This is a genomic window from Kitasatospora sp. NPDC001261, from assembly GCF_042896795.1.
GTDB lineage: Bacteria > Actinomycetota > Actinomycetes > Streptomycetales > Streptomycetaceae > Kitasatospora.
The window spans coordinates 156,866-180,139 of the sequence record NZ_JBIAXP010000011.1 but is presented as its reverse complement, the minus strand read 5'-3'; the positions used below and the strand labels follow the sequence as shown (position 1 = coordinate 180,139).

Annotated in this window: 20 protein-coding genes; 10 read left to right on the top strand and 10 right to left on the bottom strand. The window is 72.9% G+C overall.

What is annotated here, in order from left to right:
• Positions 1–17: 17 nt before the first annotated feature.
• The 4 genes from ACFY4B_RS17065 (at position 18) to ACFY4B_RS17050 (ending at position 5,753) form a co-directional block, all read left to right on the top strand.
• A complete protein-coding gene (locus ACFY4B_RS17065; RefSeq protein ID WP_181970663.1) occupies positions 18–812 on the top strand; it encodes an isoprenyl transferase in 795 nt (264 codons plus the stop codon).
• Positions 813–1,142: 330 nt separating this feature from the next.
• Positions 1,143–2,477 (top strand): PhoH family protein, encoded by a 1,335-nt coding sequence (locus ACFY4B_RS17060; protein ID WP_049657856.1) that lies wholly within the window; start codon positions 1,143–1,145, stop codon positions 2,475–2,477.
• A gap of 431 nt (positions 2,478–2,908) precedes the next feature.
• Positions 2,909–3,667 carry a transglycosylase SLT domain-containing protein gene (locus tag ACFY4B_RS17055; RefSeq protein WP_181970664.1) on the top strand — a complete coding sequence of 253 codons (759 nt, stop codon included), beginning with the start codon at positions 2,909–2,911 and terminating at the stop codon, positions 3,665–3,667.
• 532 nt (positions 3,668–4,199) lie between these two features.
• Entirely contained in the window at positions 4,200–5,753 is a 1,554-nt protein-coding gene (locus tag ACFY4B_RS17050) for an AI-2E family transporter (RefSeq protein ID WP_387968473.1), read from the top strand.
• A gap of 96 nt (positions 5,754–5,849) precedes the next feature.
• Here ACFY4B_RS17050 and ACFY4B_RS17045 read toward each other — a convergent pair whose 3' ends face one another.
• Both ACFY4B_RS17045 and ACFY4B_RS17040 read right to left on the bottom strand, forming a co-directional pair.
• Positions 5,850–6,392, bottom strand: coding sequence for an alkyl hydroperoxide reductase (locus ACFY4B_RS17045; RefSeq protein WP_049659817.1), 543 nt, complete (start codon positions 6,390–6,392; stop codon positions 5,850–5,852).
• Positions 6,393–6,395: 3 nt separating this feature from the next.
• Entirely contained in the window at positions 6,396–6,947 is a 552-nt protein-coding gene (locus ACFY4B_RS17040; protein WP_049659815.1) for a peroxiredoxin, read from the bottom strand.
• A gap of 191 nt (positions 6,948–7,138) precedes the next feature.
• On the opposite strand from ACFY4B_RS17040, the gene ACFY4B_RS17035 reads away from it, so the two are divergent.
• A complete protein-coding gene (locus ACFY4B_RS17035) occupies positions 7,139–8,089 on the top strand; it encodes a LysR substrate-binding domain-containing protein (protein WP_082346232.1) in 951 nt (316 codons plus the stop codon).
• A 13-nt stretch (positions 8,090–8,102) separates the two neighbouring features.
• Here ACFY4B_RS17035 and ACFY4B_RS17030 read toward each other — a convergent pair whose 3' ends face one another.
• Positions 8,103–8,762: a TetR/AcrR family transcriptional regulator gene (locus ACFY4B_RS17030; protein ID WP_387968471.1), complete on the bottom strand. Its 660-nt coding sequence runs from the start codon at positions 8,760–8,762 to the stop codon at positions 8,103–8,105.
• 124 nt (positions 8,763–8,886) lie between these two features.
• Between ACFY4B_RS17030 and ACFY4B_RS17025 the strand changes: the two genes are divergently transcribed.
• The gene (locus ACFY4B_RS17025) at positions 8,887–11,070 is read left to right on the top strand and encodes an MMPL family transporter (RefSeq protein WP_387968469.1); all 2,184 of its coding nucleotides are present in this window, start codon (positions 8,887–8,889) and stop codon (positions 11,068–11,070) included.
• A 52-nt stretch (positions 11,071–11,122) separates the two neighbouring features.
• On the opposite strand, the gene ACFY4B_RS17020 is transcribed toward ACFY4B_RS17025, so the two are convergent.
• From ACFY4B_RS17020 to ACFY4B_RS17010, 3 genes are all read right to left on the bottom strand, one after another.
• Positions 11,123–13,033, bottom strand: a complete 1,911-nt coding sequence (locus ACFY4B_RS17020) for an ATP-binding SpoIIE family protein phosphatase (RefSeq protein WP_107418672.1) — start codon at positions 13,031–13,033, stop codon at positions 11,123–11,125.
• A gap of 83 nt (positions 13,034–13,116) precedes the next feature.
• Entirely contained in the window at positions 13,117–13,788 is a 672-nt protein-coding gene (locus ACFY4B_RS17015; RefSeq protein WP_234348376.1) for a class I SAM-dependent methyltransferase, read from the bottom strand.
• A 573-nt stretch (positions 13,789–14,361) separates the two neighbouring features.
• Positions 14,362–17,316 carry a BTAD domain-containing putative transcriptional regulator gene (locus ACFY4B_RS17010; RefSeq protein ID WP_387968467.1) on the bottom strand — a complete coding sequence of 985 codons (2,955 nt, stop codon included), beginning with the start codon at positions 17,314–17,316 and terminating at the stop codon, positions 14,362–14,364.
• Between the two features lie 214 nt (positions 17,317–17,530).
• Between ACFY4B_RS17010 and ACFY4B_RS17005 the strand changes: the two genes are divergently transcribed.
• Positions 17,531–17,815, top strand: coding sequence for a hypothetical protein (locus tag ACFY4B_RS17005; protein ID WP_117489375.1), 285 nt, complete (start codon positions 17,531–17,533; stop codon positions 17,813–17,815).
• A gap of 253 nt (positions 17,816–18,068) precedes the next feature.
• On the opposite strand, the gene ACFY4B_RS17000 is transcribed toward ACFY4B_RS17005, so the two are convergent.
• Positions 18,069–18,272 (bottom strand): hypothetical protein, encoded by a 204-nt coding sequence (locus ACFY4B_RS17000; protein ID WP_049651715.1) that lies wholly within the window; start codon positions 18,270–18,272, stop codon positions 18,069–18,071.
• Between the two features lie 137 nt (positions 18,273–18,409).
• On the opposite strand from ACFY4B_RS17000, the gene ACFY4B_RS16995 reads away from it, so the two are divergent.
• The gene (locus ACFY4B_RS16995; protein ID WP_387968465.1) at positions 18,410–19,168 is read left to right on the top strand and encodes a GntR family transcriptional regulator; all 759 of its coding nucleotides are present in this window, start codon (positions 18,410–18,412) and stop codon (positions 19,166–19,168) included.
• A 24-nt stretch (positions 19,169–19,192) separates the two neighbouring features.
• Here ACFY4B_RS16995 and ACFY4B_RS16990 read toward each other — a convergent pair whose 3' ends face one another.
• The 3 genes from ACFY4B_RS16990 to ACFY4B_RS16980 all read right to left on the bottom strand — a co-directional run bounded on the left by ACFY4B_RS16990 (position 19,193) and on the right by ACFY4B_RS16980 (position 21,540).
• Positions 19,193–19,453 carry a Txe/YoeB family addiction module toxin gene (locus ACFY4B_RS16990; protein WP_387968463.1) on the bottom strand — a complete coding sequence of 87 codons (261 nt, stop codon included), beginning with the start codon at positions 19,451–19,453 and terminating at the stop codon, positions 19,193–19,195.
• Positions 19,450–19,722, bottom strand: a complete 273-nt coding sequence (locus tag ACFY4B_RS16985) for a type II toxin-antitoxin system Phd/YefM family antitoxin (protein ID WP_387968461.1) — start codon at positions 19,720–19,722, stop codon at positions 19,450–19,452. Before ACFY4B_RS16985 ends, ACFY4B_RS16990 begins: the two co-directional genes overlap by 4 nt.
• A 150-nt stretch (positions 19,723–19,872) precedes the next feature.
• Positions 19,873–21,540: a fumarate hydratase gene (locus ACFY4B_RS16980; RefSeq protein ID WP_049651719.1), complete on the bottom strand. Its 1,668-nt coding sequence runs from the start codon at positions 21,538–21,540 to the stop codon at positions 19,873–19,875.
• Positions 21,541–21,686: 146 nt separating this feature from the next.
• On the opposite strand from ACFY4B_RS16980, the gene ACFY4B_RS16975 reads away from it, so the two are divergent.
• Both ACFY4B_RS16975 and ACFY4B_RS16970 read left to right on the top strand, forming a co-directional pair.
• The gene (locus ACFY4B_RS16975; protein WP_234348375.1) at positions 21,687–22,457 is read left to right on the top strand and encodes a DUF1707 domain-containing protein; all 771 of its coding nucleotides are present in this window, start codon (positions 21,687–21,689) and stop codon (positions 22,455–22,457) included.
• A 316-nt stretch (positions 22,458–22,773) separates the two neighbouring features.
• Positions 22,774–23,151, top strand: coding sequence for a WhiB family transcriptional regulator (locus ACFY4B_RS16970; protein WP_049651731.1), 378 nt, complete (start codon positions 22,774–22,776; stop codon positions 23,149–23,151).
• Positions 23,152–23,274: the final 123 nt, after the last annotated feature.

Sequence of the window (23,274 nt, the reverse complement as noted above, 5' to 3'; positions counted from 1 at the left end):
CGGAGGGGCCGGGAAACATGGGTCTGCGCGATGTCGCCGAACGGACGCCGGGGCTGCGCACCCTGCTCGGCGGGATGTACGGGCTCTACGGGCGACGGGTCGAGGTCCACCTCGCGAGCACCCCGCGCCACATCGGCGTGATCCTGGACGGCAACCGCCGCTGGGCCAAGGCGGCGGGCGGCTCCACCGCGTACGGCCACCAGCGCGGCGCCGACAAGATCAGCGAGTTCCTCGGCTGGTGCGACGAGACCCACGTCAAGGTCGTCACCCTCTGGATGCTCTCCACCGACAACCTGGACCGCCCGGCCGACGAGCTCGTCCCGCTGCTCGGCATCATCGAGGACGCCGTCACCGGCCTGGCCGCCGCCCGCCGCTGGCGGGTCAACCCGGTCGGCGCGCTGGACCTGCTGCCCCAGCACACCGCCGACGTGCTCAAGCGGGCCGCCGACCAGACCGCCGACATCGACGGGATAACGGTCAACGTCGCGGTCGGCTACGGCGGTCGGCACGAGATCGCCGACGCCGTCCGCTCGCTGCTCCAGGAGCAGGCCGGACGCGGCACCTCGATCGAGGAACTGGCCGAGGTCCTGACCGTCGAGCACATCGCCGAGCACCTGTACACCCGCAACCAGCCCGACCCGGACCTGATCATCCGCACCTCGGGCGAGCAGCGGCTGTCCGGCTTCCTGCTCTGGCAGAGCGCGCACAGCGAGTTCTACTTCTGCGAGGCGTACTGGCCGGCCTTCCGCAAGGTCGACTTCCTGCGCGCGCTGCGCGCCTACGAGCAGCGCCACCGGCGGCTGGGGCTGTAGTCCCGGATCGGCCGGTTCCGGCCCGGCGTCCCGGGGCCGGTGCCCCGCGTTCCCGGGGCCGGTGCCCCGCGCCCTCGGGGGCGGTGACCCCGTGTCCGGGGGCCGTCGTCCCAGGTCCGGCCGTCCGGAGGAAATGACCGCCGTAGGCCTGGCCTACCCGGCGCCCGGGCGAGGCCAAACGTTCACCGGCAATGATCCGTCAGTTCGCCGGGGGCGCGAATGCACCGTTCCCCGCCTGGGAATACTCCAGTCAGTCCGGTCCCGAGGCCACCGGGGCAGCGGGGGCCGGCTTGCCGCGGATGACGCAGGGTCATCCGCTCTGGAGGCCTAGTGGTCAGTTCCAAGAGCCGCCGGACACCAGACCGGCGCACGTACGTTCTCGACACCAGCGTGCTCCTGGCGGACCCGCTCGCCATGACCCGCTTCGAGGAGCACGAGGTCGTCCTCCCGGTGGTGGTCGTCACCGAGCTGGAGGCCAAGCGGCACCACCCGGAGCTGGGCTACTTCGCCCGTCAGGCGCTGCGGCTGCTCGACGACTACCGCATCCGGCACGGCCGGCTCGACGAGCCGATCCCGGTCGGCGAGCTCGGCGGCACCATCCGGGTCGAGCTCAACCACTCCGACGTGTCGATACTGCCGGTCGGCTACCGGGCCGGCGGCGGTGAGGCGGACACCCGGATCCTCGCGGTCGCCCGCAACCTCCAGGCCGAGGGCTACGACGTCACCGTCGTGTCCAAGGACCTGCCGCTGCGGATCAAGGCCAGTTCGGTGGGCCTGCTCGCCGAGGAGTACCGGGCCGAGCTGGCGATCACCTCGGGCTGGACGGGCATGACCGAGCTGCACGTCCCGGCCGATCAGGTGGACGCGCTCTTCTCGGTCGGCCACGACGCCGGGGTGGACGTCGACGGGGCCGCCGAGCTGCCGGTCCACACCGGACTGGTGCTGACCTCGGAGCGCGGCCGCGCGCTCGGCCGGGTCACCGGCGACGGCCGGGTGCGGCTGGTGCGCGGGGAGCGCGAGGCGTTCGGGCTGCGCGGGCGCAGCGCCGAGCAGCGGGTGGCGCTGGACCTGCTGCTCGACCCGGAGATCGGGATCGTCTCGATGGGCGGCCGGGCCGGCACCGGGAAGTCGGCGCTGGCGCTGTGCGCGGGGCTGGAAGCGGTGCTGGAGCGGAGGCAGCACCGCAAGGTGATGGTCTTCCGGCCGCTGTACGCGGTCGGCGGGCAGGAGCTGGGCTACCTGCCCGGTTCCGAGGCGGAGAAGATGGGCCCCTGGGCGCAGGCGGTCTTCGACACCCTCTCCGCCGTCACCACCCCGGACGTGATCGAGGAGGTCATCTCCCGCGGGATGCTGGAGGTGCTGCCGCTGACCCACATCCGGGGGCGCTCGCTGCACGACGCCTTCGTGATCGTGGACGAGGCGCAGTCGCTGGAGCGGAACGTCCTGCTGACGGTGCTGTCCCGGATCGGCCAGGGCTCGCGGGTGGTGCTCACCCACGACGTGGCGCAGCGGGACAACCTCCGGGTGGGCCGCTACGACGGCGTGGTGGCGGTGGTGGAGAAGCTGAAGGGTCATCCGCTCTTCGCCCACATCACGCTCACCCGCTCGGAGCGTTCGCCGATCGCGGCGCTGGTCACGGAGATGCTGGAGGACATCCACCCGTGATCCGCCCTCCGAGGGCATAGTCGGACAATACGGTCAACTCATGGCCGGGGGCCCGCTCCTGAGGGAGCGGGCCCCGTCCGTTTCATCACATCGAGTGCTTTCCGTCCGGGGAACTGCCGTGCGGTGAATGTGACATGCGCCACGCGGGCGGGAATTGCGTCGACCGTACCCGGTGCGGCATGGTGAGGGTTCTGTCAGGCCCCGCGTACGGCGCGGCAGGGCTTCCGGCCACCGGAGGTCAGGCCCCGGAAGGTCCACCAACTCCGGTCGGTGGACGCACAATTGAAGAACGTTGAGCCGTACGCCGCCCGATTCCAACGCCTGGTCGACTCACCTCGGCCGGACGCCGGGCCAGCACCTCCCGTGACCAGTGCACCGTGCGGAGGTCAGTGTCAAGGGGCATGTTGCGCCCGTACGGTCACGCGTGGGCGATGCTGGAAGGAATCCATGTGACTCGGATCTCGGTCCGGGGAGTCGCTGTGGCCTCCGCCACCGCCGTCACCGCTGTCGGTGCCGTCGTGGGCATGGCCTCGGGCAGCGAGGGCAAGACGACGCAGACGGTCGACGTCGCGGGCGCGACCCTGCTTGCCGAAGTCCCCTCTGGCGCCCAGGCGCAGACCATCAGTGACAACATCGGCCAGCAGGCATCCGCCCAGCAGGCCTCCGCCGACGCCGCCGCCAAGGCCGCCGCGGAGCAGAAGGCCGCCGAGGAGGCCGCGCGCCAGCAGGCCGCCGCGGACGCCCAGGCGAAGGCCGACGCCCAGGCCAAGGCCGACGCGGAGAAGGCCGCCAAGGCCGCGGACGACAAGCGCAAGGCCGACGAGGCCGCCGCGAACCGTTCCAAGTCCCGCTCCGCGATGAGCGCGGTGGAGGACAGCGCGCCGCCCGTCTCGGTCAGCCCCGGCTCGGTCCAGGACCTGGCCCGGCAGATCGTCGGCAACGACGCGCAGTTCCAGTGCTTCAGCCAGATCGTGAAGCGCGAGAGCGGCTGGGACTACACCGCGACCAACAAGAGCTCCGGCGCCTACGGTCTGGTCCAGGCGCTGCCCGGCACCAAGATGGCCTCGGCCGGTGCCGACTGGCGCACCAACCCGGCCACCCAGATCAAGTGGGGCGTCGGCTACATGAACTCCCGCTACGGCAGCCCCTGCGGTGCGTGGTCGTTCTGGCAGGCGCACAACTGGTACTAGGAAACGGCTGCCGCTCCGGCGGCGCGGTTCCACCCGGCCCCCGGCCGTTCGCCCTCCTCGGGCGAGCGACCGGGGGCCGTGGCGTTCTCCGGCCAGGACGTTCTCCGGTTCGCGGCCAGGACGTTCTCCGGCTCGGCGGTTCTCCGGTTCGCGGCGAGGGGGCGGACCGCGCCGCCCGGGCGGCGCTGACCAGTGCGCCCTCGGGCGGTGCGGCCCCGGTTGCGGACGCGGGGCGCGGGGAGGGGTCCTGGTTGCTCCCCGCACCGGCCGGTCCGCCGGCGGTTGGCCGTGGGGCGACCTCGGCGGCTGGGCTCCGGGGTCTCGTCCCGACTCCTCCCCGGTGAACCGTGTCCGAAACCGCATGGAACCTTGCGTTTTGTCCGGTTCATCGGGATGGACGGTTCGAGTCGAACGGACCGGCGACCGGACTCGCCGCTCCTCCGGCGGGTAGCGTCATCCCTGACGGCCGCGGCAGGACCCGCGGCGTACCGCCGGACACGGCGGGTTCGGCAGGGGAGCGGTGGTAGCGAGGATGGCGCGGGGCGGAAAGGCCTTCAAGGCCGTGGCCAAGGGCATGGCCGTGGTGGCGAGCGCGGCCGCCGTGATCGAACGGCGCCGGCGTGCCGCGATGGCGGCCGACCCGCACGAACCGGCACTCCCGGCACTGGCCGAAGGGCCGGTGCCGGCGCTCGTGGACGGGCACGTCCCGGCACTCGTCGAGGCGCCGGGCCCCGTCCCGGTCCCGCGGGCCGTTCCGGTGCCGCAGGCCGACCCGGCCCCGGCGGCCGAGCCGGTCCCGCCGTCCGCCGCGCCGGCCCCGACGGCTCCGGCGGCCCAACCGGCCCCGGCCGCCCCGGCCGCGCACGTCGGGCTCGGGCGGGAGTACCACCCCGGCCGCCCGGCCACGCCCGCCGAGGCGGTGCCGTGGGGCCTGCGGGTGGCCGCCGAGTCGACCTGGCGGCTGCTGCTGCTCGGTGCCGCGCTCTACGTCGTCTTCTACGTGGTCGACATGCTGCGGCTGGTGGCCTTCTCGGTGCTGGCCTCGCTGCTGATCACCGCGCTGCTGGAGCCCTCGGTCTCCTGGCTGCGCCGGCACGGCGTGCCGCGCTCGCTGGCGGCCGGCGGGGTCTTCCTCAGCGGTCTGGCCGGGATCGGGCTGGTCGGCTGGTTCGTCGTCTGGCAGGTGTCGACCAACCTCTCGGACGTCACCACCCAGGTGAAGACCGGCGTCAACCAGCTGCGGGACTGGCTGGTCACCGGACCGCTGCACCTGACCCAGCAGCAGATCACCGACTTCGCCAACCAGATCACCAAGGCCATCACCACCAACACCGATCAGCTCACCTCGGCCTCGATCACCGGCGCGCAGATCGCCGTCGAGGTGCTGACCGCGCTGCTGATGACCTTCTTCACCACCTTCTTCTTCCTCTACGACGGCGCGAAGATCTGGAACTGGGCGCTGCGCGGCCTGCCCCGGCACTCCCGGTTCGCGATGGCCGGGGCCGGCCCGAAGGCCTGGGCGACGCTCACCGCCTACGTGCGCGGCACGGTGTGCGTGGCCTTCATCGACGCGCTCTGCATCGGCATCGGCGTCGACCTGCTGGGCGTGCCGCTGGCGCTGCCGCTGGCCGTGATCATCTTCCTGGGCGCCTTCGTCCCGCTGGTCGGCGCGCTGATCACCGGCACCGTGGCGGTGCTGATCGCGCTGGTCACCCAGGGGCCGTGGACGGCGCTGATGGTGCTGGTGGTGCTGGTCGCGGTGATGCAGGTGGAGAGCCACATCCTCCAGCCGCTGATCCTCGGCCGGGCCGTCCGGGTCCACCCGCTCGGCGTCGTCCTCGGCGTCGCGGCCGGCGGCATCATCGGCGGCATCGGCGGCGCGGTGGTCGCCGTCCCGCTGATCGCCGTCACCAACACCGTGGTCGCCCACCTGCGCCGCCGCAACGAGGCCGGCCAGGCCGTCTTCACAGCACTCGAAGCCGCCCGTGAGGCCGCCGAGCGTACGGCGGGGCGCACGGCCGAACCCGCCGCCGAGCGTACCGCGGCCGCCCACCCCGCCCCGTCGGCCGCGCCCGCCACCGACTGACCCCCCGCCGTGCCGGGGCGACCGGCGCGGGAGAGCGACGACGGGCCCCTCCCGGACATGGTGTCCGGGAGGGGCCCGTCGGGGTGCCGGGGTGCGTCAGGCGGTGACGTCCGCCAGGGCGGCCTCGGAGTCGAGGACGCCGGCCACGGCCTGGAGGACGGCGGCGATCTTCATCGAGGCCTGGACGACCTCGCGCTCGACGCCGGCCTTGCGCAGCACGGCCTCGTGCGAGTCGAGGCACTGGCCGCAGCCGTTGATGGCCGAGACTGCGAAGCACCAGAGCTCGAAGTCGACCTTCTCGACGCCCGGGGTGCCGATGATGTTCATCCGCAGACCGGCCCGCATCGTGCTGTACTCCTTGTCGGAGAGCAGGTGCAGCGTCCGGTAGTAGACGTTGTTCATCCCCATGATCGCGGCCGCGCCCTTGGCGGCGGTGTACGCCTCCGGGGAGAGGTTGGCCTTGGCCTCGGGCTCCAGCTCGCGCAGCAGGCCGGGGCTGCGGGTGGCCATCGCGCAGGACAGCACGGTGCCCCAGAGCTGCTGGGCGGGGAGGTCGGAGTTGCCGATGACCGAGCCCAGGTTGAGCTTGAGGTCCTTGGCGTAGTCCGGGAGGGCGGCCTTCAGGTCGTCGAGAGCCATGGGTCAGCCCGCCAGCAGGGCCTGGGCGTCGAGGGTGTCCTCGCCCTTGTTCCAGTTGCACGGGCACAGCTCGTCGGTCTGCAGGGCGTCCAGCACCCGCAGGACCTCCTTGGGGTTACGGCCGACGGAGCCGGCGGTGACCATGACGAACTGGATCTCGTTGTTCGGGTCGACGATGAAGACGGCGCGCTGGGCGGTGCCGTCCTCGCCCTCGACGCCGCAGGCGCGCATCAGCTCGTGCTTGATGTCGGCCAGCATCGGGAAGGGCAGGTCGCGCAGGTCCTTGTGGTCCTTGCGCCAGGCGTGGTGCACGAACTCGGAGTCGCCGGAGACGCCGAGGATCTGGGCGTCGCGGTCGGCGAACTCGTCGTTCAGCTTGCCGAACGCGGCGATCTCGGTCGGGCAGACGAAGGTGAAGTCCATCGGCCAGAAGAAGACGACCTTCCACTTGCCCTCGTAGGACTTGTGGTTGATGTCGGCGAAGGCGCTCGCGGCATCCAGGTCGACACAGGCCTTGAGGTCGAACTCGGGGAACTTGTCACCGATCGTGAGCACGTTCGCTTCTCCTGAAGTGAGATGAGGGGAGCTTTGTCCGGAATCCGGACACCGCTCACAGTTCCACATCGTGGACTGATCAGGGAAATAGCTACACTGGATGTGTCTGATCGGAGATTGTTATCAGTAACGAATCCCCCACGTCGCGGCCGGGTTCCCGCAGGAACGGCGGCACGAAGGCCGACCCGACTGTGGCGAGCGCCACAGTCCGCAGCCCGCGCACCCCGACCGTCGCCCAGCTGCGGGCCTTCGTCGCGGTGGCCGAGCACCGGCACTTCCGGGAGGCCGCCGCCGCCACCGGGACCAGCCAGCCCGCGCTGTCCGGGGCGGTCGCGGCGCTGGAGGAGTCGCTGGGCGCACAACTGGTCGAGCGTACGACGCGCAAGGTGATTGTCACCCCATTGGGGGAGCGCGTGCACCAGCATGCCCGCCGGGTGCTCGCCTCGCTGCAGGCCCTCACCGAGGAGGTCGAGGCCGCCCGCCGCCCGTTCACCGGGCCGCTGCACCTGGGCGTCATCCCGACCGTCGCGCCCTACCTGCTGCCCACCGTGCTGCGGCTGGTCCGCGACCGCTTCCCGGACCTGGAGCCGCACGTCCACGAGGAGCGCACCCCCTCGCTGCTGGAGGGCCTGGCCGCCGGCCGGCTGGACGTCCTGCTGCTCGCGCTGCCGGCCGGCGGGACCTCGCCGACCAGGGACATCCCGCTGTTCGACGAGGACTTCGTCCTGCTCACGCCGCCCACCCACCCGCTCGCCGGTCGGATCGACGTACCGCGCGACGTGCTGCTCGACCTGGAGGTCCTGCTGCTGGAGGAGGGCCACTGCCTGCGCGACCAGGCGCTGGACATCTGCCGCGAGGTCGGCGCCGACCCGGCGGGCTCGACCACCCGGGCGGCCGGCCTGTCCACCCTGGTCCAGCTGGTCGCCGGCGGCCTCGGGGTGACCCTGCTGCCCGCCACCGCACTGGACGTCGAGGCCGGGCGCACCGACCGGCTGGCCGCCGTCCGCTTCGCCGCCCCGGCGCCCGGCCGCCGGATCGGGCTGGCCGTCCGGCCGGGCTCGGCCCGCAGCGCCGAGTACGAGCGCTTCGCGGCCGCGCTGCGCGAGGTGCTGGTCGAGCTGCCGGTCCGGATCGTGTCCTAGGGCCAGTCCCGGCTCAGAGCCCGTCCCGGTCCCCGTGCCAGCCCGGCTCGGGGCGGGCGGCCGGGGTGCCCAGGCAGAGCCCGACCGTCGTGGCGACCAGCAGCTCCAGCGCCTCCAGGGTGTTCGGGTCGGGCCGGTCGCCGGGGTTGCGCAGGGTCAGGTGGCGGGCCGTCAGGCCGTCGAAGCCGCCGAGGAAGTGGACGGCGATCCGGCGGGCGGGCAGTGCCAGGGTCAGGCCGTGGGCGGCCGCGAGGGCGTCGAGCATCTCGACGGCGGTGCCCTCGATGTCGTGCTGCATCTCCAGCATGATCTCCCGCATGTCCGGGTCGCGCAGCGCCAGCGCCCCGAACTCGCTCAGCAGTACGCAGTGCCCGTGCTCGCCGGTGGCGGCCTCCCAGAGCGCCTGCACCAGGGTGCGGACCTGCTCGCCGAACGCGCCGTCGCCCGGGGAGGCGGCGCGCACCTCGCCGACGAAGTCGGAGGTCAGCCGCTCGACGATCGCCCGGTAGAGGTCCTTCTTGGTGCCGAAGGTGTAGTGCACCGTCGCCTGCGCCACGCCCAGCTCGGCCGCGATCGCGCGGGTGCTGCCGGCCGCGATCCCCTCCCTGGTCATCAGGTCGATGGCGGCCTGGACCAGTTGCGGTCGGCGTTCGGAGGCGGGGACGTGTGCCATCCCGCCAGGGTAGCGCCATGGTCGGGCAACTGCGTCGCATGATCTTGTCGGTCAACTTTGTCACCCGACAAAGTTCGGTCTACGGTGGGACGCGACCTGCCCTGACCGACCCGAGGGACCGCCGATGGCCACGTACCTGTACCGACTGGGCCGCTTCTGCTTCCGGCGACGGCGGGCCGTCGTCGCCGTCTGGATCGCCCTGCTCATCGCCGTCGGCGGGGCCGCGGGCGCCTTCGCCGGCAAGACCACCGACGAGTTCAAGGTCCCGGGCACCGAGGCGCAGGCCACCCTGGACCGGATCAAGGACACCTTCCCGGCGCAGGGCCACGGCTCCGCGCAGGTCATCTTCGCCGCCGGCGCCCCCGGCGGCATCGGGACGCCCGAGGCGGGCCGGGCGGTCGGCGAGGCCGTCGCCCGGATGGCCCAGGTGCCGGGCGTGGCCGCGGTGCCCGACCCGTACGCCACCGGCGCGCTCTCGCCGGACGGGAAGGTCGCGATCGCCCTGGTCTCCTTCGACCACAAGCTCGCCGACGTCACCGACGGGCAGCGCGAGGCCGTGAAGGCCGCCGCCGAGCCGGCCCGCGCGGCCGGGCTCGAAGTGGCCTTCGGCGGCGACGCCTACAACACCATGGCCCAGATCGAGGGCGCCAGTGAGGCGATCGGCCTGGTGGTGGCCGGGGTGGTCCTGGTGGTCACCCTCGGCACGCTGGTCGCCGCCGGGCTGCCGCTGCTGACCGCGCTGGTCGGCGTCGGCGTGACGATGGCCGGCCTGCTGGCGCTCACCGGCTCCTTCGAGATCATCACCACCGCGCCGGTGCTGGCCCTGATGGTCGGCCTCGCGGTCGGCATCGACTACGCGCTGTTCATCCTCTTCCGGTACCGCCGCCACCTGGACGAGGGCCTGACGCCGGAGGAGTCCGCCGCCCGGGCCACCGCGACCGCCGGCAGCGCCGTCGTCTTCGCCGGTCTGACCGTGGTCGTCGCGCTCGCCGGGCTCTCCGTCGCGGGCGTCCCCTTCCTCACCGTGATGGGCCTGGCCGCCTCCGCGGCCGTCGTGGTGGCCGTCCTGGTCGCGATCACGCTGCTGCCCGCCGTGCTGGGCTTCACCGGCCGGGCCATCGACCGGCTGCCGGTCTGGAAGCGGGCCCTGGCCACCAACGGCCGCACCACCCTGGGCGAGCGCTGGGGCCGCTTCGTGGTCCGCCGCCCGCTGCCCGTCCTGCTGGTCGGGCTGGCCGGGCTGGGCGCTCTGGCGGTGCCCGCCGCGAGCCTGAACCTCGGCCTGCCGAGCGGCGGTTCGCAGGCCGCCGGGACGGACGCGCGCAAGGCGTACGACCTGGTGGGCGAGGCCTTCGGGCCGGGCTTCAACGCGCCGCTGGTGGTCGTGGTGGACGCCCACGGCGCGCCGCGGCCCGAGCAGGCGGTGCAGGGCGTGGCCGCGAAGCTCCAGACCCTCGACGGCGTGGCGACGCTGCTGCCGCCGACCGTCGACCAGGCGAGCGGCACCGCGCTGGTGACCGTCATCCCGCGGACCGGCCCGGACCACGAGGACACCAAGGCGCTGGTCAACGAGATCCGCGGCCAGAAGGCGGAGCTCAGGGCGGCGACCGGCGCGGACATCGCCGTCACCGGCACCACGGCCGCCAACATCGACGTCTCCACCAAGCTCGGCCAGGCGCTGCCGCCGTTCCTCGCGGTGATCGTCGGGATCGCGCTGGTGCTGCTGGCGCTGGCGTTCCGCTCGGTGCTCGTCCCGCTCAAGGCGGTGGCCGGCTTCCTGCTCAGCATCACCGCCTCGCTCGGCGCGGTGGTCGCGGTCTACCAGTGGGGCTGGCTGGACGGGCTGATCGACGTGCCCAAGGTCGGGCCGGTGGTGAGCTTCGTGCCGATCCTGCTGATCGGCGTGCTGTTCGGACTGGCGATGGACTACGAGCTGTTCCTGGTCTCCGGGATGAAGGAGCAGCACGTGCACGGGGCGGCGCCGCGCGAGGCGGTCGTCGGCGGGGTGAAGAACGGGGCCCGGGTGGTCACGGCGGCCGCGCTGATCATGGTGGCGGTGTTCGGCTCGTTCGTCTTCGGCCACGACCCGATCGTCCAGCCGATCGGCTTCGCCCTCGCGGTGGGCGTGCTGGTGGACGCCTTCGTGGTGCGGATGGCGCTGGTGCCGGCCGCGATGGCGCTGTTCGGCCGGGCCGCCTGGTGGTTCCCGAAGCGGCTGGAGAAGGTCGTGCCGAAGGTCGACATGGAGGGCGAGCAGCTGATCGCCGAGCTGGAGAAGGGGCCGGCGCGGGAGCCCGCCCGGGTCTGAGACCCGGGGGCAGGTCCGGGCGTCCGGCGGGACCCGTTCCCGCCGGGCGCCGTCAGGTCTGGACGGGCAGCCGCTGCTCGAACCAGACCACCTTGCCGGTGCCCAGCCTGGTCGCGCCCCAGCGGTCCGCGCACCGGGCGACTATCTGCAGCCCGCGCCCGCGTTCGTCCTCCGGCCCGGTGCGGCGCGGGCGCGGCAGCAGCGGGCTGTCGTCGCCGACCTCGCAGCGCAGCCGGGTGGTGCGCACCAGGCTCAGGGTGACCGGCCGGGTCGCGTGCTGGACGGCGTTGGTCACCAGCTCGCTGACCATCAGCTCGGTCGCCTCGCTGAGCTCGTCCAGCCCCCAGCGGCGCAGCGTGTGCGCGGCCAGTCGGCGGGCCCGGCCCGGCGTCTCGTTGCGCGGCTGGAGGTACCAGTGCGCGACGTCCCCGGCCGGGATGCCGTCGAAGCAGGCGCCGAGCAGCGCGATGTCGTCGCCCCGGTCGCCGGGTGGCAGGATCCGCAGCGCCTCCTGGCACAGCTGCTCGGGGGACTGCCAGCGGGCGGCGGCGATCCGGGCGCGCAGCACCTCCAGGCCGTCGCTGATCGGGCGGGTGCGGGTCTCCACCAGGCCGTCGGTGAACAGCAGCAGCGCCGAGCCGGGCGGCGCGGGCAGTTCGACGGAGTTGAAGTCCACCCCGCCGACGCCGATCGGCGCCCCGGAGTCCAGCTCGACCAGCTCGGCGGTGCCGTCCGGGCGGACCAGCACCGGCGGGACGTGCCCGGCGTTGGCCATCACCACCCGGTTGGCGATCGGGTCGTACACCGCGTAGACGCAGGTGGCCAGGTGCTGTTCGCGGCCGAGCCGCTGGGCCTGCTCGTCCAGGTGGTAGAGCACCTCGTGCGGCGGCAGGTCGAGGGCGGCCAGGGTCTGGGCGCTGGTGCGCAGCTGGCCCATGATGGCGGCCGAGGTGAGCGAGTGGCCCATCACGTCGCCGACGATCAGGGCGACCCGGTTGCCGGGCAGCGGGACGGCGTCGTACCAGTCCCCGCCGACCTGCGCGCCGCGCTCACCGGGCAGGTAGCGCTGGGCGATCCGGACGCCGTGCGACTGCGGCAGGCGCAGCGGCAGCATGCTGCGCTGGAGCTCGTTGGCGATCTCCCACTCGCGGGCGTAGCGCAGCGCGGTGTCCACGGCCAGCCCGGCCTGGGTGGCGAGGTGCGCCGCGGTCGCGGTGTCCGCGGCGTCGAAGACCGGGCGGCCGGTGCGTTCGGGAGGGCGGCGGATCAGTATCAGCAGCCCGAGCACGGCCTTGCGGCCGCGCAGCGGCAGGGCGAGGACGGAGGTGCCGGCGGCCAGCCGGGCCACCCCGCGGGTGCCGTACAGCTCGCGCAGCAGCGTCTCGGCGCGCTCGGCGGAGGGGGTGCCGAGGACGGCGGGGTCGGCGGGGCGGCGGCTCAGCAGGGCGTGGGCGAGCGCCCCGCCGCGGGTCACCGGGGTGGCCGGGCCGCCGTCGGCGGTCGAGCGGGCGCCGTAGCGGGAGCGGCGCCGGTCGTCCATGCCGCTCGGGCGGCCGCGGCGGCCGATCCGGGTGCCGGTGCTGTGGTGTATCCGCAGCTCCTCCGGGAACCCGGGCTCGCGTTCGACGTTGGGCAGCGGGTCGCGCAGGTGGATGACGGCGGCGTCGGCGAGCGTCGGGACCAGCACCCGGCCGATGTTGCGCAGCGTCGCGGCGAGGTCGAGGGCGCTGTTGATCCGCCGGGTCGCCGAGTCGAGGTACGCCAGGCGGTCCGCCATCTCGGTGCGCTCCGGTCGTGCGCCCGTCCGTCGCGCGGCGGCCGGGGCCGCTGCCAGGGCCGGGACCGGGGCCGCCGTCAGGCCCGGGGCCGGCGGTGTCGGGCCCGCTGTCGCGGCCGGGACCTGGCGGCGCTGGCCCGGGACGGCGGGCGGCTGCTCCGCCTCGGTCTTGAGCTGGTCGCGCACGGCTGCCTGTCCTGGATTCGGTGTGGTCGGTGAGCTGTTCTGTTGCGTCGGCCACGGGTGCGGCCGGTCCTGTCCCGGTTCGATCAGCCGACGCGTCGACAGCACAGGAACAGCTGTTCCTCCGGCGGCAGCGAGGTACTGGCCGGTGCGTACGGATGCCCCGAGCACTCCTCGACGGCGAAGCCGGCCGAGACCAGAACCCGCTCCAGATCCTCCCTCAGATACCCACTGATCCGCAGCTCTCTGCCAAGGAACGGAAGCGGAACGTGATCCAGGTCCGCCTCGACCATACCGAGCGCCAGCAGTCCGGCCGGCCGCAGGAGTTCGCGCAGCTGCCCCAGCACGGTCGGGATCTCGTCCTGTGGCAGCAGGATCAGCGAGAAGAACGCGGTGATCGCGGCGAAGCGGCCCCGGCCCTCCGACCCCAGGTCGGGGGCGTTCCAGACCCGGTCCGCCCGCTCGGTGGCCAGATCGTACAGGTCGATCCGATGGAACACTGGCGCAAACCCGCCCGGGAAGACGGTCCGCCGGGCCAGCGTGAGCATCCCGTCGGAGAGGTCCGCGCCGGTCACCCGCAGACCGGCCGCGGCCAGCTGGCGGACGGTCGGGTCACCGGTGCCGCAGCCGACGTCCAGCACCCGGGCGCCCGGTTCGAGCTCGGCGAGCAGCCGCCGGCCGCAGGCCAGCTGGCCGTCCTTGGCCGGGAAGGCCTCGCCGTACCCGGCGCCGATGGTGTCGAAGGCGACCGCCTGCAGCGCCCGGGCCGCCCGCCGCCGCCGTACCTCGGGCTCGTCGTCGCCGGCGTCCTCGCCGACGGGGAACGGGTCGGATATCTGTCCGGTCGTCACGTTGCGAGGCACCCTTCCACCCGTGGCCTCCGGTGGCTCCTCCGCGGCCCCGGGGGCCGCTGCCGGTGGCGGTACGTCACGCTCTCCGCACCACACGGACGGACTGCACCCCGACGCGTTTCCGGCCGACACTCGTGTGCGTACTGGCATCTGAGAATATGCGTGATCACTGCGCCATGGGGTCCGTTTCCGGCCAACTCGCCGTGCTTGGGCCGTTGTGGCCCGGGTTGCGGAAGCACGAGGGTGCGGACGGGGTTGTGCGCGCGGCCCCGCACGCCGGACGATGCGCCCGGGGAAGGTCGATGACCTGCGGTTTTGTCCATCCGCGGGCTGACTATCGGACGTTTATCGAACGTCAATCGGCGCGGTGCACAGTGGAGTCCAGCGCCGGGGAAGCGTTGAGGGCGCTCCCGCAGCCGGGGGGCTGCGGGGGCGCCGACGCGCGGAACGGGGGAGGTTGTCCGTGGGGGAGCGGAAGCCTTACGGCGCGGGGGGAGAGAAGGGCTCGGTGTGCTGCTGGGAGATGAGGTCCGCCACGGGGGAGGCCTCAGGCACACCGAGCCGTGTGAAGATCGCATGGGCCTCTTGGAGGCAGGCGAGTCCACGAGCCGGCTGGGCGAGCGCCAACAGGGCCTCGCCCAGTGCGGCGTTCGCCAGGCCCTGGCAGTAGGCGGAGTCCATCTCCTGCCCGAGCGCCAGCGACTCGCCGGCCGCCGAGGCCGCCTCGGCGTGCTGGTCGGCGACGAGCAGGGCGGAGGCCAGCCGGGCCAGGGTGAAGCCCTCCCAGAGGGGGTTCTGCTGCGACCGGTAGAGCCGGTGCGCCTCCCGCAGGTGCGGGACGGCCTCGCCGCCGGCGAGCACCACGCCCAGCTGGTAGAGGGTCTGGGCGAGCAGCGGGCCGCTGTTGGACTGCCGCGCGGCGGCGACGCCCTCGCCGGCCGACCGGATCGCCGTCTCGGTCATGCCGAGCCGGTGCTGCACCCGGGCCATGTTGCTGACGACCCGGGCCTCCAGGATCGGCGCGGCCACGGCCCGGCTGGTGGCACGGGCCTGTTCGAGGAACTGCAGGGCCTCGGCCGGCCGGTTGCCGAGGTTCAGGATCACGCCCAGCATGTTGGCGGTGGCCAGCAGCAGGAAGGTCGGCTCGTCCGGGGCCTGGTGCTCCAGGCTCCGGCGGAAGGACTGCTCGGACCCCTGGAAGTCGCTGGTGACGGACTGCAGGGTGCCGAGGGCGACGTGGACCCGGGCGAGCGCGGCGCGGTCGCCGCAGCGCTCCGCCTCGCCGCCGATGGTCTCCAGGATCTGCCGCCCCTGAGGGCCGTGGGTGGGGTCCGGGCCGAGACCGTACAACAGGATCATCAGGTCCATCGCCGCGTGCCGTGAGGCGCGGGGGCCGTCCGCCGCCGCGGCCGCGGCGCTGAGCAGCAGGGCGCCCTCGGTCCGGAGCCAGTCCTGGGCGGAGCCGCTGGTCGGCAGGCCGATCCCGGCCGAGACGGGGGTGGTGAGCAGCTCGGGCAGCGGGTCGTCCGGCTCGATGAGCTGGGTCGCGGTGCGGAGGGTCGGGATCAGCAGGTCGAGCAGCCGTCGGACGGCGCGCTCCTGCTCCTCGGTGTCGCCGATCCGCTCGTTCTGCCGCTGGGCGTAGAGCCGGAGCAGGTCGTGGTACCGGTAGCGGCCGGGCGTGAAGCACTCCAGCATGTTCGCCTCGACCAGCGCCTCGGCGAGGTCCTCGGCGGTGTACTCGTCCACCCCGAGCAGCGCGGCGGCGGACGCCAGCGGGATGTCGGGGGAGTCGATCAGGGCGAGCAGCCGAAAGGCGCGGGCCTCGGGCACGGACAGCTGTCCGTACCCGAGCCCGATGGTGGTCTCGACGGCGAGGTTGCCGAGCTGGAGCTCGTCCAGGCGACGGCGCTGGTCGGCTAACCGACTGGCCAGGTCGGAGACGCTCCACCGCGGCCGGCTGGCCAGCCGGGCGGCGGCGATGCGGACCGCCAGCGGCAGGAAGCCGCAGGCGGTGACGACCGCCATGGCCGCCTCCGGCTCGGCGGCGACCCGCTGCTCCCCGACGATGGCCGAGAACAGCGCCAGCGCCTCCTGCGGGGTCAGCTCCTCGACGTCGAACAGCTGGGCGCCGGGGATGCCGGCCAGCCGGGACCGGCTGGTGGCGAGCACCGCGCAGCCGGAGACCCCGGGGATGAGCGGTCGGATCTGGTCGGCGTCGCGCGCGTTGTCCAGCAGGATTAGCATCCGCCGGCTGGCGAGCAGCGAGCGGTAGAGGGCGGCGCGCTGCTCCAGCGAGTCGGGGCTCTCGGCGACGCCGAGCGCGTGCAGGAAGTCGCCCAGGACGCCCACCGGGTCGGCGGGCGAGGCACCGGCTCCGCGCAGGTCGACGTACAGCTGCCCGTCCGGGAACTCGGCGCGGACGCGGTGGGCGACGTGCACGGCGAGGGTGGTCTTGCCGACCCCGCCGATCCCGGCCAGCGAGGTCACCACCACGGCCTGGCCGGTGGCGTTCATCAGGACCGTCGAGAGGTCGCCCACCAGCTCGGTGCGACCGCTGAAGTCCGAGACGTCCGCCGGGAGTTGGGCCGGAGGCGCGGCCGGACCCTCCTCGCGGGCGGCCGGAGCGGACACCGCGGGAGGGGCCAGGTCGGGATCGGCGGCGAGGATGCGGGTGTGCATCGCGGACAGCCCCGCGCCGGGTTCGACCCCGAGCTCCTCGATCAGCAGCTTGCGGGTGTCGGTGTAGACACCGAGCGCCTCGGCCTGGCGGCCGCAGCGGTACAGCGCCAGCATCAGCAGTTCGCGCAGTCGCTCGCGCAGCGGGTGCTCGGCCGTCAGGTTGTTGAGCTCGCCGACGATCTCGGCGTGCAGGCCGATGTCGAGCGCGGCGGCGCACAGCTCCTCCGCGGCGGCCACCTGGCGTTCGGCCAGCCGGAGCCGCTGGGCGTCGGCGTAGGGGCCCGGGATGCCGGTGAGCGGACGGCCGCTGAACAGGTCCAGCGCCCGCACCAGCAGACGGTGCGCCTCGCGCTTGTCGCCGGCGGTCCGGGCGGCCGCGGCCTCGCCGGCGAGCCGCTCGAAGACCGTCAGGTCGAGGGCCTCGCCCGGGATGCGCAGCGCGTAGCCGTCGGCGACCGAGACCAGCAGCTCGGCGGGCCGGCGCACCTCGCGCCGGGGCTCGATGACGGAGCGCAGGCGGGAGACGTACGTGCGCAGCGCCGCCACCGCCTGGGCCGGGGGCCGCTCGCCCCAGAGCGCGTTCACGAGGTCCTGGGTGGTGACCGGGCGTCCGGAGTGCAGCAGGAGCGTGGTCAGAACGGCTTGTTGCTGGGGGGATCCGAGGGACAGGGGTTTCCCGTCGAGCCAGGCCTGGACCGGACCGAGGACTTGGAAGCGCAGCGCAGGGTTCTGCGGCGTCTCCAGAAACTCCATGAAGTCCCCCGATGGCCTGTGGTGTCGATTCCGTGAAAGGGCGCTCGGCGGTCCGCCGCGGTGGTTCAGCTTAGGCGGACGCCCGACTCTGCCGGACGGTGCCGCAAGCCGCACGATGTTTATCGGACATTTAATCAACCCTACGATACTGTCCGCGCGCCCGTGCCACAGAGGTCGGGCTGAAGACAATTGATGACCGAAAGGCGGCCTCCCAATGGCCAACGACCAGAGCGAGACCCCGGCGCCGTCCACGCCCGAGAACGCGGCGAAGACCGAGGCCCCGGCCGCCGCTGTGGAGGCGGGCAAGGCTGTGGAGGGCGCGGTGACCGCGTCCTCGAACCCGACCGAGTACACGGCGCCGACCGACGCGGAGAAGGACGCGTTCGAGAACGCCGCCTTCGGTGACGAGGGCCAGTACATCGAGGAGCCCGACCACCGGGCCGGTGGCAAGCCGGGCGGCCCGTACGAGCCGGAGACCCTCGTCGGCGGCCACCCGTAAGCCGTTCCGACCGTGCGCCCCCGTGCCCCCGTCCGGGCGCGGGGGCGCTGTTGGTTATGCGCGCGCCAATTCGTGTGCGGGTGCATCGCGGTGGCCGATTCCCGCCCATGGTGCACGCATGGTGACCGGCGTTATCCGTAACGTGCCCGGCGTCGGGCGCCGCGCGTTCCGGAATTCCGGATTCACCAGGGGGATTGCCCGGTCCTGATTGTTGTGGTTTGCGTGGATTTTTCCGCAATTCCCGATGCCGATCTCAATCAGCCGAATCGCGGGTCTCGGGGGCGGGGGCGACGTGGTGCGGTTCCGCGGCCCATTCCCGGCCGCCGCCCTCGGGGCGCAGGTAGTGCTCGCCGCCGATGGTGTCCATGTAGATGCCGGTGCGTCCGGTCCTCCGGTCGAGGACGAGTTCACCCACGTGGGGCCGGTAGGCCGGGGCGTTGCGCTGTCGGGTGCTCACCGTGCTGCTCCTCGCTCTGGTCGGCGACTGGCCAGCATCTCTAGAGAAGCTAATATCTCTAGAGATGTCAACGGTCGTATCTCCTTACCGGCGACCGCGGGCACGCCTACGATTTGTCCCAGGCAGAGGGAGCGGCGATGACCGGCAGCAATGGCGACAAGCAGCCCAAGTACCAGCGGATCGCCGAAGCGCTGAAGGAGGCCATCGACACCGGCCGGTACCGCGCGGGCGACCGCCTGCCCGGCGAGAACGACCTCATGGACGAGTACGGCGTGGCCCGGATGACCGCCCGCCAGGCGCTGGGCGTGCTGCAGAGCGAGGGCATCGCAGAGGCGCGGCGCGGCGCCGGGGTGTTCGTCCGGGACTTCCGGCCGCTGCGCCGGCGCGGCATCCAGCGGCTGGCGCAGGGGCAGTGGGGGTCCGGCCGGTCGATATGGTCGGCGGACATCGACAACCGCAGCCTGGTGGTCGACCAGGTGTCCGTCGCCGAGCGGGGCGCGCCCGAGCACGTGGCCCGGGTGCTCGGGGTCGACCCGGGCGCCCCGATGTGCGTGCGGCACCGCCGCTTCGTCCTGGACGGCAAGCCGGTGCTGCTCTCGACCTCCTACCTGCCCGCCGTGCTGGTCTCCGGCACCGCCATCACCCGCGAGGACACCGGCCCCGGCGGCACCTACGCCCGGCTCGCCGAGATCGGCGCCAAGCCCGTGCACTTCCGCGAGGAGGTCCGCTCCCGGATGCCCGGCGCCGACGAGTCCGCCCGCCTGGAGCTGTCCGCCGGCACCCCGGTCATCCTGATCTGCCGCACCGCCTTCGCCGACGAGGGCCAGGTCGTCGAGCTCAACGAGATGATCCTGGACGCCGCCTCCTACGTCCTGGAGTACGACTTCGACGCCTGAGCCGGGTGGGTCGGCCCGCGGTTGCTACTGGTAGTGGTAGCGGGCCTTGAGGATCTTCACCTCCTTCTCGTCCGCCCGGTACACCAGCCGGTGTTCGTCGTCGATCCGCCGCGACCAGTAGCCCGCCAGGTCGCCCTTCAGCGGCTCGGGCTTCCCGATGCCGTCGAAGGGGTCCCGCTGGATCTCGTCGATCAGGCGGGTGATCCGCTGAGCCATCTTCCGGTTGGACCCGAGCCAGAACAGGAAGTCCTCCCAGCCGTCGGGGTCGAAATGGACGCTCCTCACACCTCACCCGCCAGCGCTTCCAGTTCCTCCATGGTCCTGGTGACGCCGGGGTGGCCGGCCCTGTCGCGGGCGACGGCCTCCATGAGCCGCTGCGCGTTGGCGGGGGAGCGCAGGAGGTAGATCGTCTCCTGCCAGGAGTCGTAGTCCTCCGCGGACATCAGCACGGCGTCCCCGCCCTTGGAGGTGATCCTTATCGGCGCGTGGTCGTCGTTGACCTTCTTGATCAACGGGAAGAGCTGCGTGCGCGCCTCGCTCGCACTGATCGCCATGGGACGGCCTTCCACTCGGGTACCGGATGTCCGTACCGCAATGGTACGAGTCTCCGGTACCGGATGCCATGCGACAGGCGAACGAAGACCGCCCCGGGCGCGGGGCGGCCGGGGCGGTTCGGGGGCGTGCGGGGTTGGTCCCGCGCGGGGTTACTCCTTGGAGCGGACGCGCAGGCTGGTGATCAGCGGGCCCTCGGTGGTCTCGCGGAAGAAGTCGTTGCCCTTGTCGTCGACGACGATGAAGGCCGGGAAGTCCTCGACCTCGATGCGCCAGACCGCCTCCATGCCGAGCTCGGCGTACTCCAGCACCTCGACCTTCTTGATGCAGTCCTGGGCGAGGCGGGCGGCCGGGCCGCCGATCGAGCCGAGGTAGAAGCCGCCGTGCTGGGCGCAGGCGTCGGTGACCTGCTTGCTGCGGTTGCCCTTGGCGAGCATGACCATCGAGCCGCCGGCCGCCTGGAACTGGTCGACGTAGGAGTCCATCCGGCCGGCCGTGGTGGGGCCGAAGGAGCCGGAGGCGTAGCCCTCGGGGGTCTTGGCCGGGCCCGCGTAGTAGACCGGGTGGTCCTGGAGGTACTTGGGCATGCCCTGGCCGGCGTCCAGGCGCTCCTTGATCTTGGCGTGGGCGATGTCGCGGGCGACCACCAGGGTGCCGGTGAGCGAGAGCCGGGTCTTCACCGGGTACTTGGAGAGTTCGGCGCGGATCGCGGACATCGGCTGGTCGAGGTCGACGCGCACCACGTCGTCGTCCAGGTGCTCGTCGGTGGTGTCCGGCAGGTACTTCGCCGGGTCGGTCTCCAGCTGCTCCAGGAAGACGCCCTCGGCGGTGATCTTGCCGAGCGCCTGGCGGTCGGCGGAGCAGGAGACCGCCATCGCGACCGGCAGCGAGGCGCCGTGGCGGGGCAGGCGGACCACGCGCACGTCGTGGCAGAAGTACTTGCCGCCGAACTGGGCGCCGATGCCGATCTTCTGGGTCAGCTCGGTGACCTTGGCCTCCAGCTCCAGGTCGCGGAAGCCGTGGCCGGTCTTGGCGTCGCCCGAGGTCGGCAGGTTGTCCAGGTAGTGCGCCGAGGCGTACTTGGCGGTCTTCAGCGCGAACTCGGCGCTGGTGCCGCCGATCACGATGGCCAGGTGGTACGGCGGGCAGGCCGCGGTGCCCAGTGAGCGGATCTTCTGCTCCAGGAACGAGAGCATGCTCGCCTCGTTCAGGATGGCCTTGGTCTCCTGGTACAGGTACGACTTGTTGGCGGAGCCGCCGCCCTTGGCCATGAACAGGAACTTGTACGCGTCGCCGTCGGTGGCGTACAGCTCGATCTGGGCCGGCAGGTTGTTGCCGGTGTTCTTCTCGTCCCACATGGTCACCGGGGCCATCTGGGAGTACCGCAGGTTGAGCTTGGTGTAGGCGTCGTACACGCCGCGCGCGATGGCGGAGTCGTCGCCGCCGGAGGTCAGCACGTTCTGGCCGCGCTTGCCCATGACGATCGCGGTGCCGGTGTCCTGGCACATCGGGAGGATGCCGCCGGCCGAGATGTTGACGTTCTTCAGCAGGTCGAGCGCGACGAAGCGGTCGTTGGGGCTGGCCTCCGGGTCGTCCAGGATGCGGCGCAGCTGGGCGAGGTGGGCGGGGCGCAGGTAGTGCGAGATGTCGTGCATCGCCTCGGCCGTCAGCAGCCGCAGCGCCTCGGGCTCGACCTGGAGGAAGGTGCGACCGCCGGCCTCGAAGGTGGAGACGCCCTCGGAGGTGAGCTTGCGGTACGGGGTCGGGTCAGCGCCCAGGGGGAGCAGGTCGCTGTACTCGAAGTCTGGCGTGGGAGCCATCGGGGCGGTCCTTAGGGGTCCAGTGGTGCGGCTGCGTCGGCGAAGCACCATCCAGGGTAGGACCCGCCGGAAGTCGGCATGCGGACAGGGCAGCCTTGCGTGACCGGGCTCACTCGCGCAGGAGTGCGAGCGACTAGGCTGACCCCGTGGACAACTCGCCGTCGCACGACGATTCGGGGCAGCCGCCGGTGCCGGCGCCCGTACCGATGACCAAACCCGAACCCAAGTCAGAGAGCAGACCCGAACTCAGGCCCGAGGCCGGGGCCGCGGCGCGGCCGCACGCGCCGGCCGCGGAGGCGGAGCTGCGCGTCTCCGACGCCGACCGCGAGAAGGTCGCGGAGCTGCTGCGCGACGCCTACGCCGAGGGGCGCCTGGACGCGGACGAGCACGCCGAGCGGATCGAGGCCGCGTACGCCTCGAAGACTTTCGGCGACCTCGCGCCGCTGACCCGGGACCTGCCGGCCCGCCCGCTGTCCTTCGAGAAGCAGCCGTTGAGCGCCCCGCAGGGGCCGCCGCCGCAGCAGCCGGCGCGCCAGGAGGCCCCGACGGTGGTGGCGATCTTCGGCGGCGCGTCCCGCAAGGGCCGCTGGCGGGTGGGCTCGCACCTGAGCGCCTTCACCGCGTTCGGTGGCGTGGACATCGACCTGAGCGACGCCGTGTTCGAGTCCCCCGAGGTGGAGATCACGGTGACGGCGATCTTCGGCGGGGTCCAGATCCGGGTCCCGGAGAACGTGAGCCTCCAGGGGTCCGGCATCGGCATCTTCGGCGGTTTCGACGTCCGCGAGCAGACCGCGGCGGACCCGTACGCTCCGGTTGTCCGGGTCAAGGGCCTTGCGCTGTTCGGCGGTTGCGAGGCCAAGCCGCGCCGCGGCAAGAAGCTGAAGGAGTGGGTGCGCCGTCAACTCGGCACCGACTGACCGTCGTTGACCTGCACAGTGCCCGGCCGGGAGCCAACTCCCGGCCGGGCACTCGGCGTTGCGGCCAGTGCTCTGCGTAGTCGATTGCGTGCAGTGTGCATGAATCGCGGCCGAGCGGGGTAGTTCCTTCCGCACATCGCTTCTTGGACGGCTGCGCACCGGAGGCGGCCGAGCGGCCGTGCCGGGGTTGGACAGCGGGGGCTCGCAGCCGGCGGGGGAGCGAGGGGTCCCCGTGTCCGAGAGCCTCGTCAGGAGTACGGCCGTGCTGCATCCGATCGAGTCCCGCACCACCTCGCCAGTCGCCGCCGCGCAGGTCCTGGAGCGCCGCCCCGGCGTCCGGCCGCAGCCGCAGCCCCCGGGCGGCCCGGCGGGTTCCCCCGCGGGCGAGGACAATCCCTGGCACACCGGTGCCGCGTGTCGGCGGGACGAGGTGGGGCTGTTCTTCGCGCCCTCCAAGGAGCCGACGGCGGCCCGGCTGTCGCGCGAGGAGCAGGCCAAGCAGGTCTGCGCCCGCTGCCCGGTGCTGCTGGAGTGCCGCGAGCACGCGCTGGCCCAGCCGGAGCCGTACGGGGTCTGGGGCGGGCTGACGGCCGCCGAGCGGCGGGTGGTGCTGGCCCGGCGCCGCCGCCGGGACGCGGAGCTGCGCGAGGCGGCCCGGGTGACGGCGGCCGGTCGGCGCCGGATAGCCGGGTGAGGGCGGGCCCGAGAGCGGGAGGACGGTGCGCCGCGGCCCCGGCGGAGGGGGATTCCGCCGGGGCCGCGAAGCGCGTCGCCGCGGGGCCCGGTAGGCGGTAGCCCGGCGGACCGGGCTGCCGCC

Coding starts and splice junctions, on each gene's coding strand:
- ACFY4B_RS17005 (WP_117489375.1), top strand. CDS start 17,531: ATGGCCAACGACCAGAGCGAGACCCCGGCGCCGTCCACGCCCGAGAAC.
- ACFY4B_RS17055 (WP_181970664.1), top strand. CDS start 2,909: ATGCTGGAAGGAATCCATGTGACTCGGATCTCGGTCCGGGGAGTCGCT.
- ACFY4B_RS16995 (WP_387968465.1), top strand. CDS start 18,410: ATGACCGGCAGCAATGGCGACAAGCAGCCCAAGTACCAGCGGATCGCC.
- ACFY4B_RS17010 (WP_387968467.1), bottom strand. CDS start 17,316: ATGGAGTTTCTGGAGACGCCGCAGAACCCTGCGCTGCGCTTCCAAGTC.
- ACFY4B_RS17025 (WP_387968469.1), top strand. CDS start 8,887: ATGGCCACGTACCTGTACCGACTGGGCCGCTTCTGCTTCCGGCGACGG.
- ACFY4B_RS16980 (WP_049651719.1), bottom strand. CDS start 21,540: ATGGCTCCCACGCCAGACTTCGAGTACAGCGACCTGCTCCCCCTGGGC.
- ACFY4B_RS17030 (WP_387968471.1), bottom strand. CDS start 8,762: ATGGCACACGTCCCCGCCTCCGAACGCCGACCGCAACTGGTCCAGGCC.
- ACFY4B_RS16985 (WP_387968461.1), bottom strand. CDS start 19,722: ATGGCGATCAGTGCGAGCGAGGCGCGCACGCAGCTCTTCCCGTTGATC.
- ACFY4B_RS17065 (WP_181970663.1), top strand. CDS start 18: ATGGGTCTGCGCGATGTCGCCGAACGGACGCCGGGGCTGCGCACCCTG.
- ACFY4B_RS17050 (WP_387968473.1), top strand. CDS start 4,200: ATGGCGCGGGGCGGAAAGGCCTTCAAGGCCGTGGCCAAGGGCATGGCC.
- ACFY4B_RS17045 (WP_049659817.1), bottom strand. CDS start 6,392: ATGGCTCTCGACGACCTGAAGGCCGCCCTCCCGGACTACGCCAAGGAC.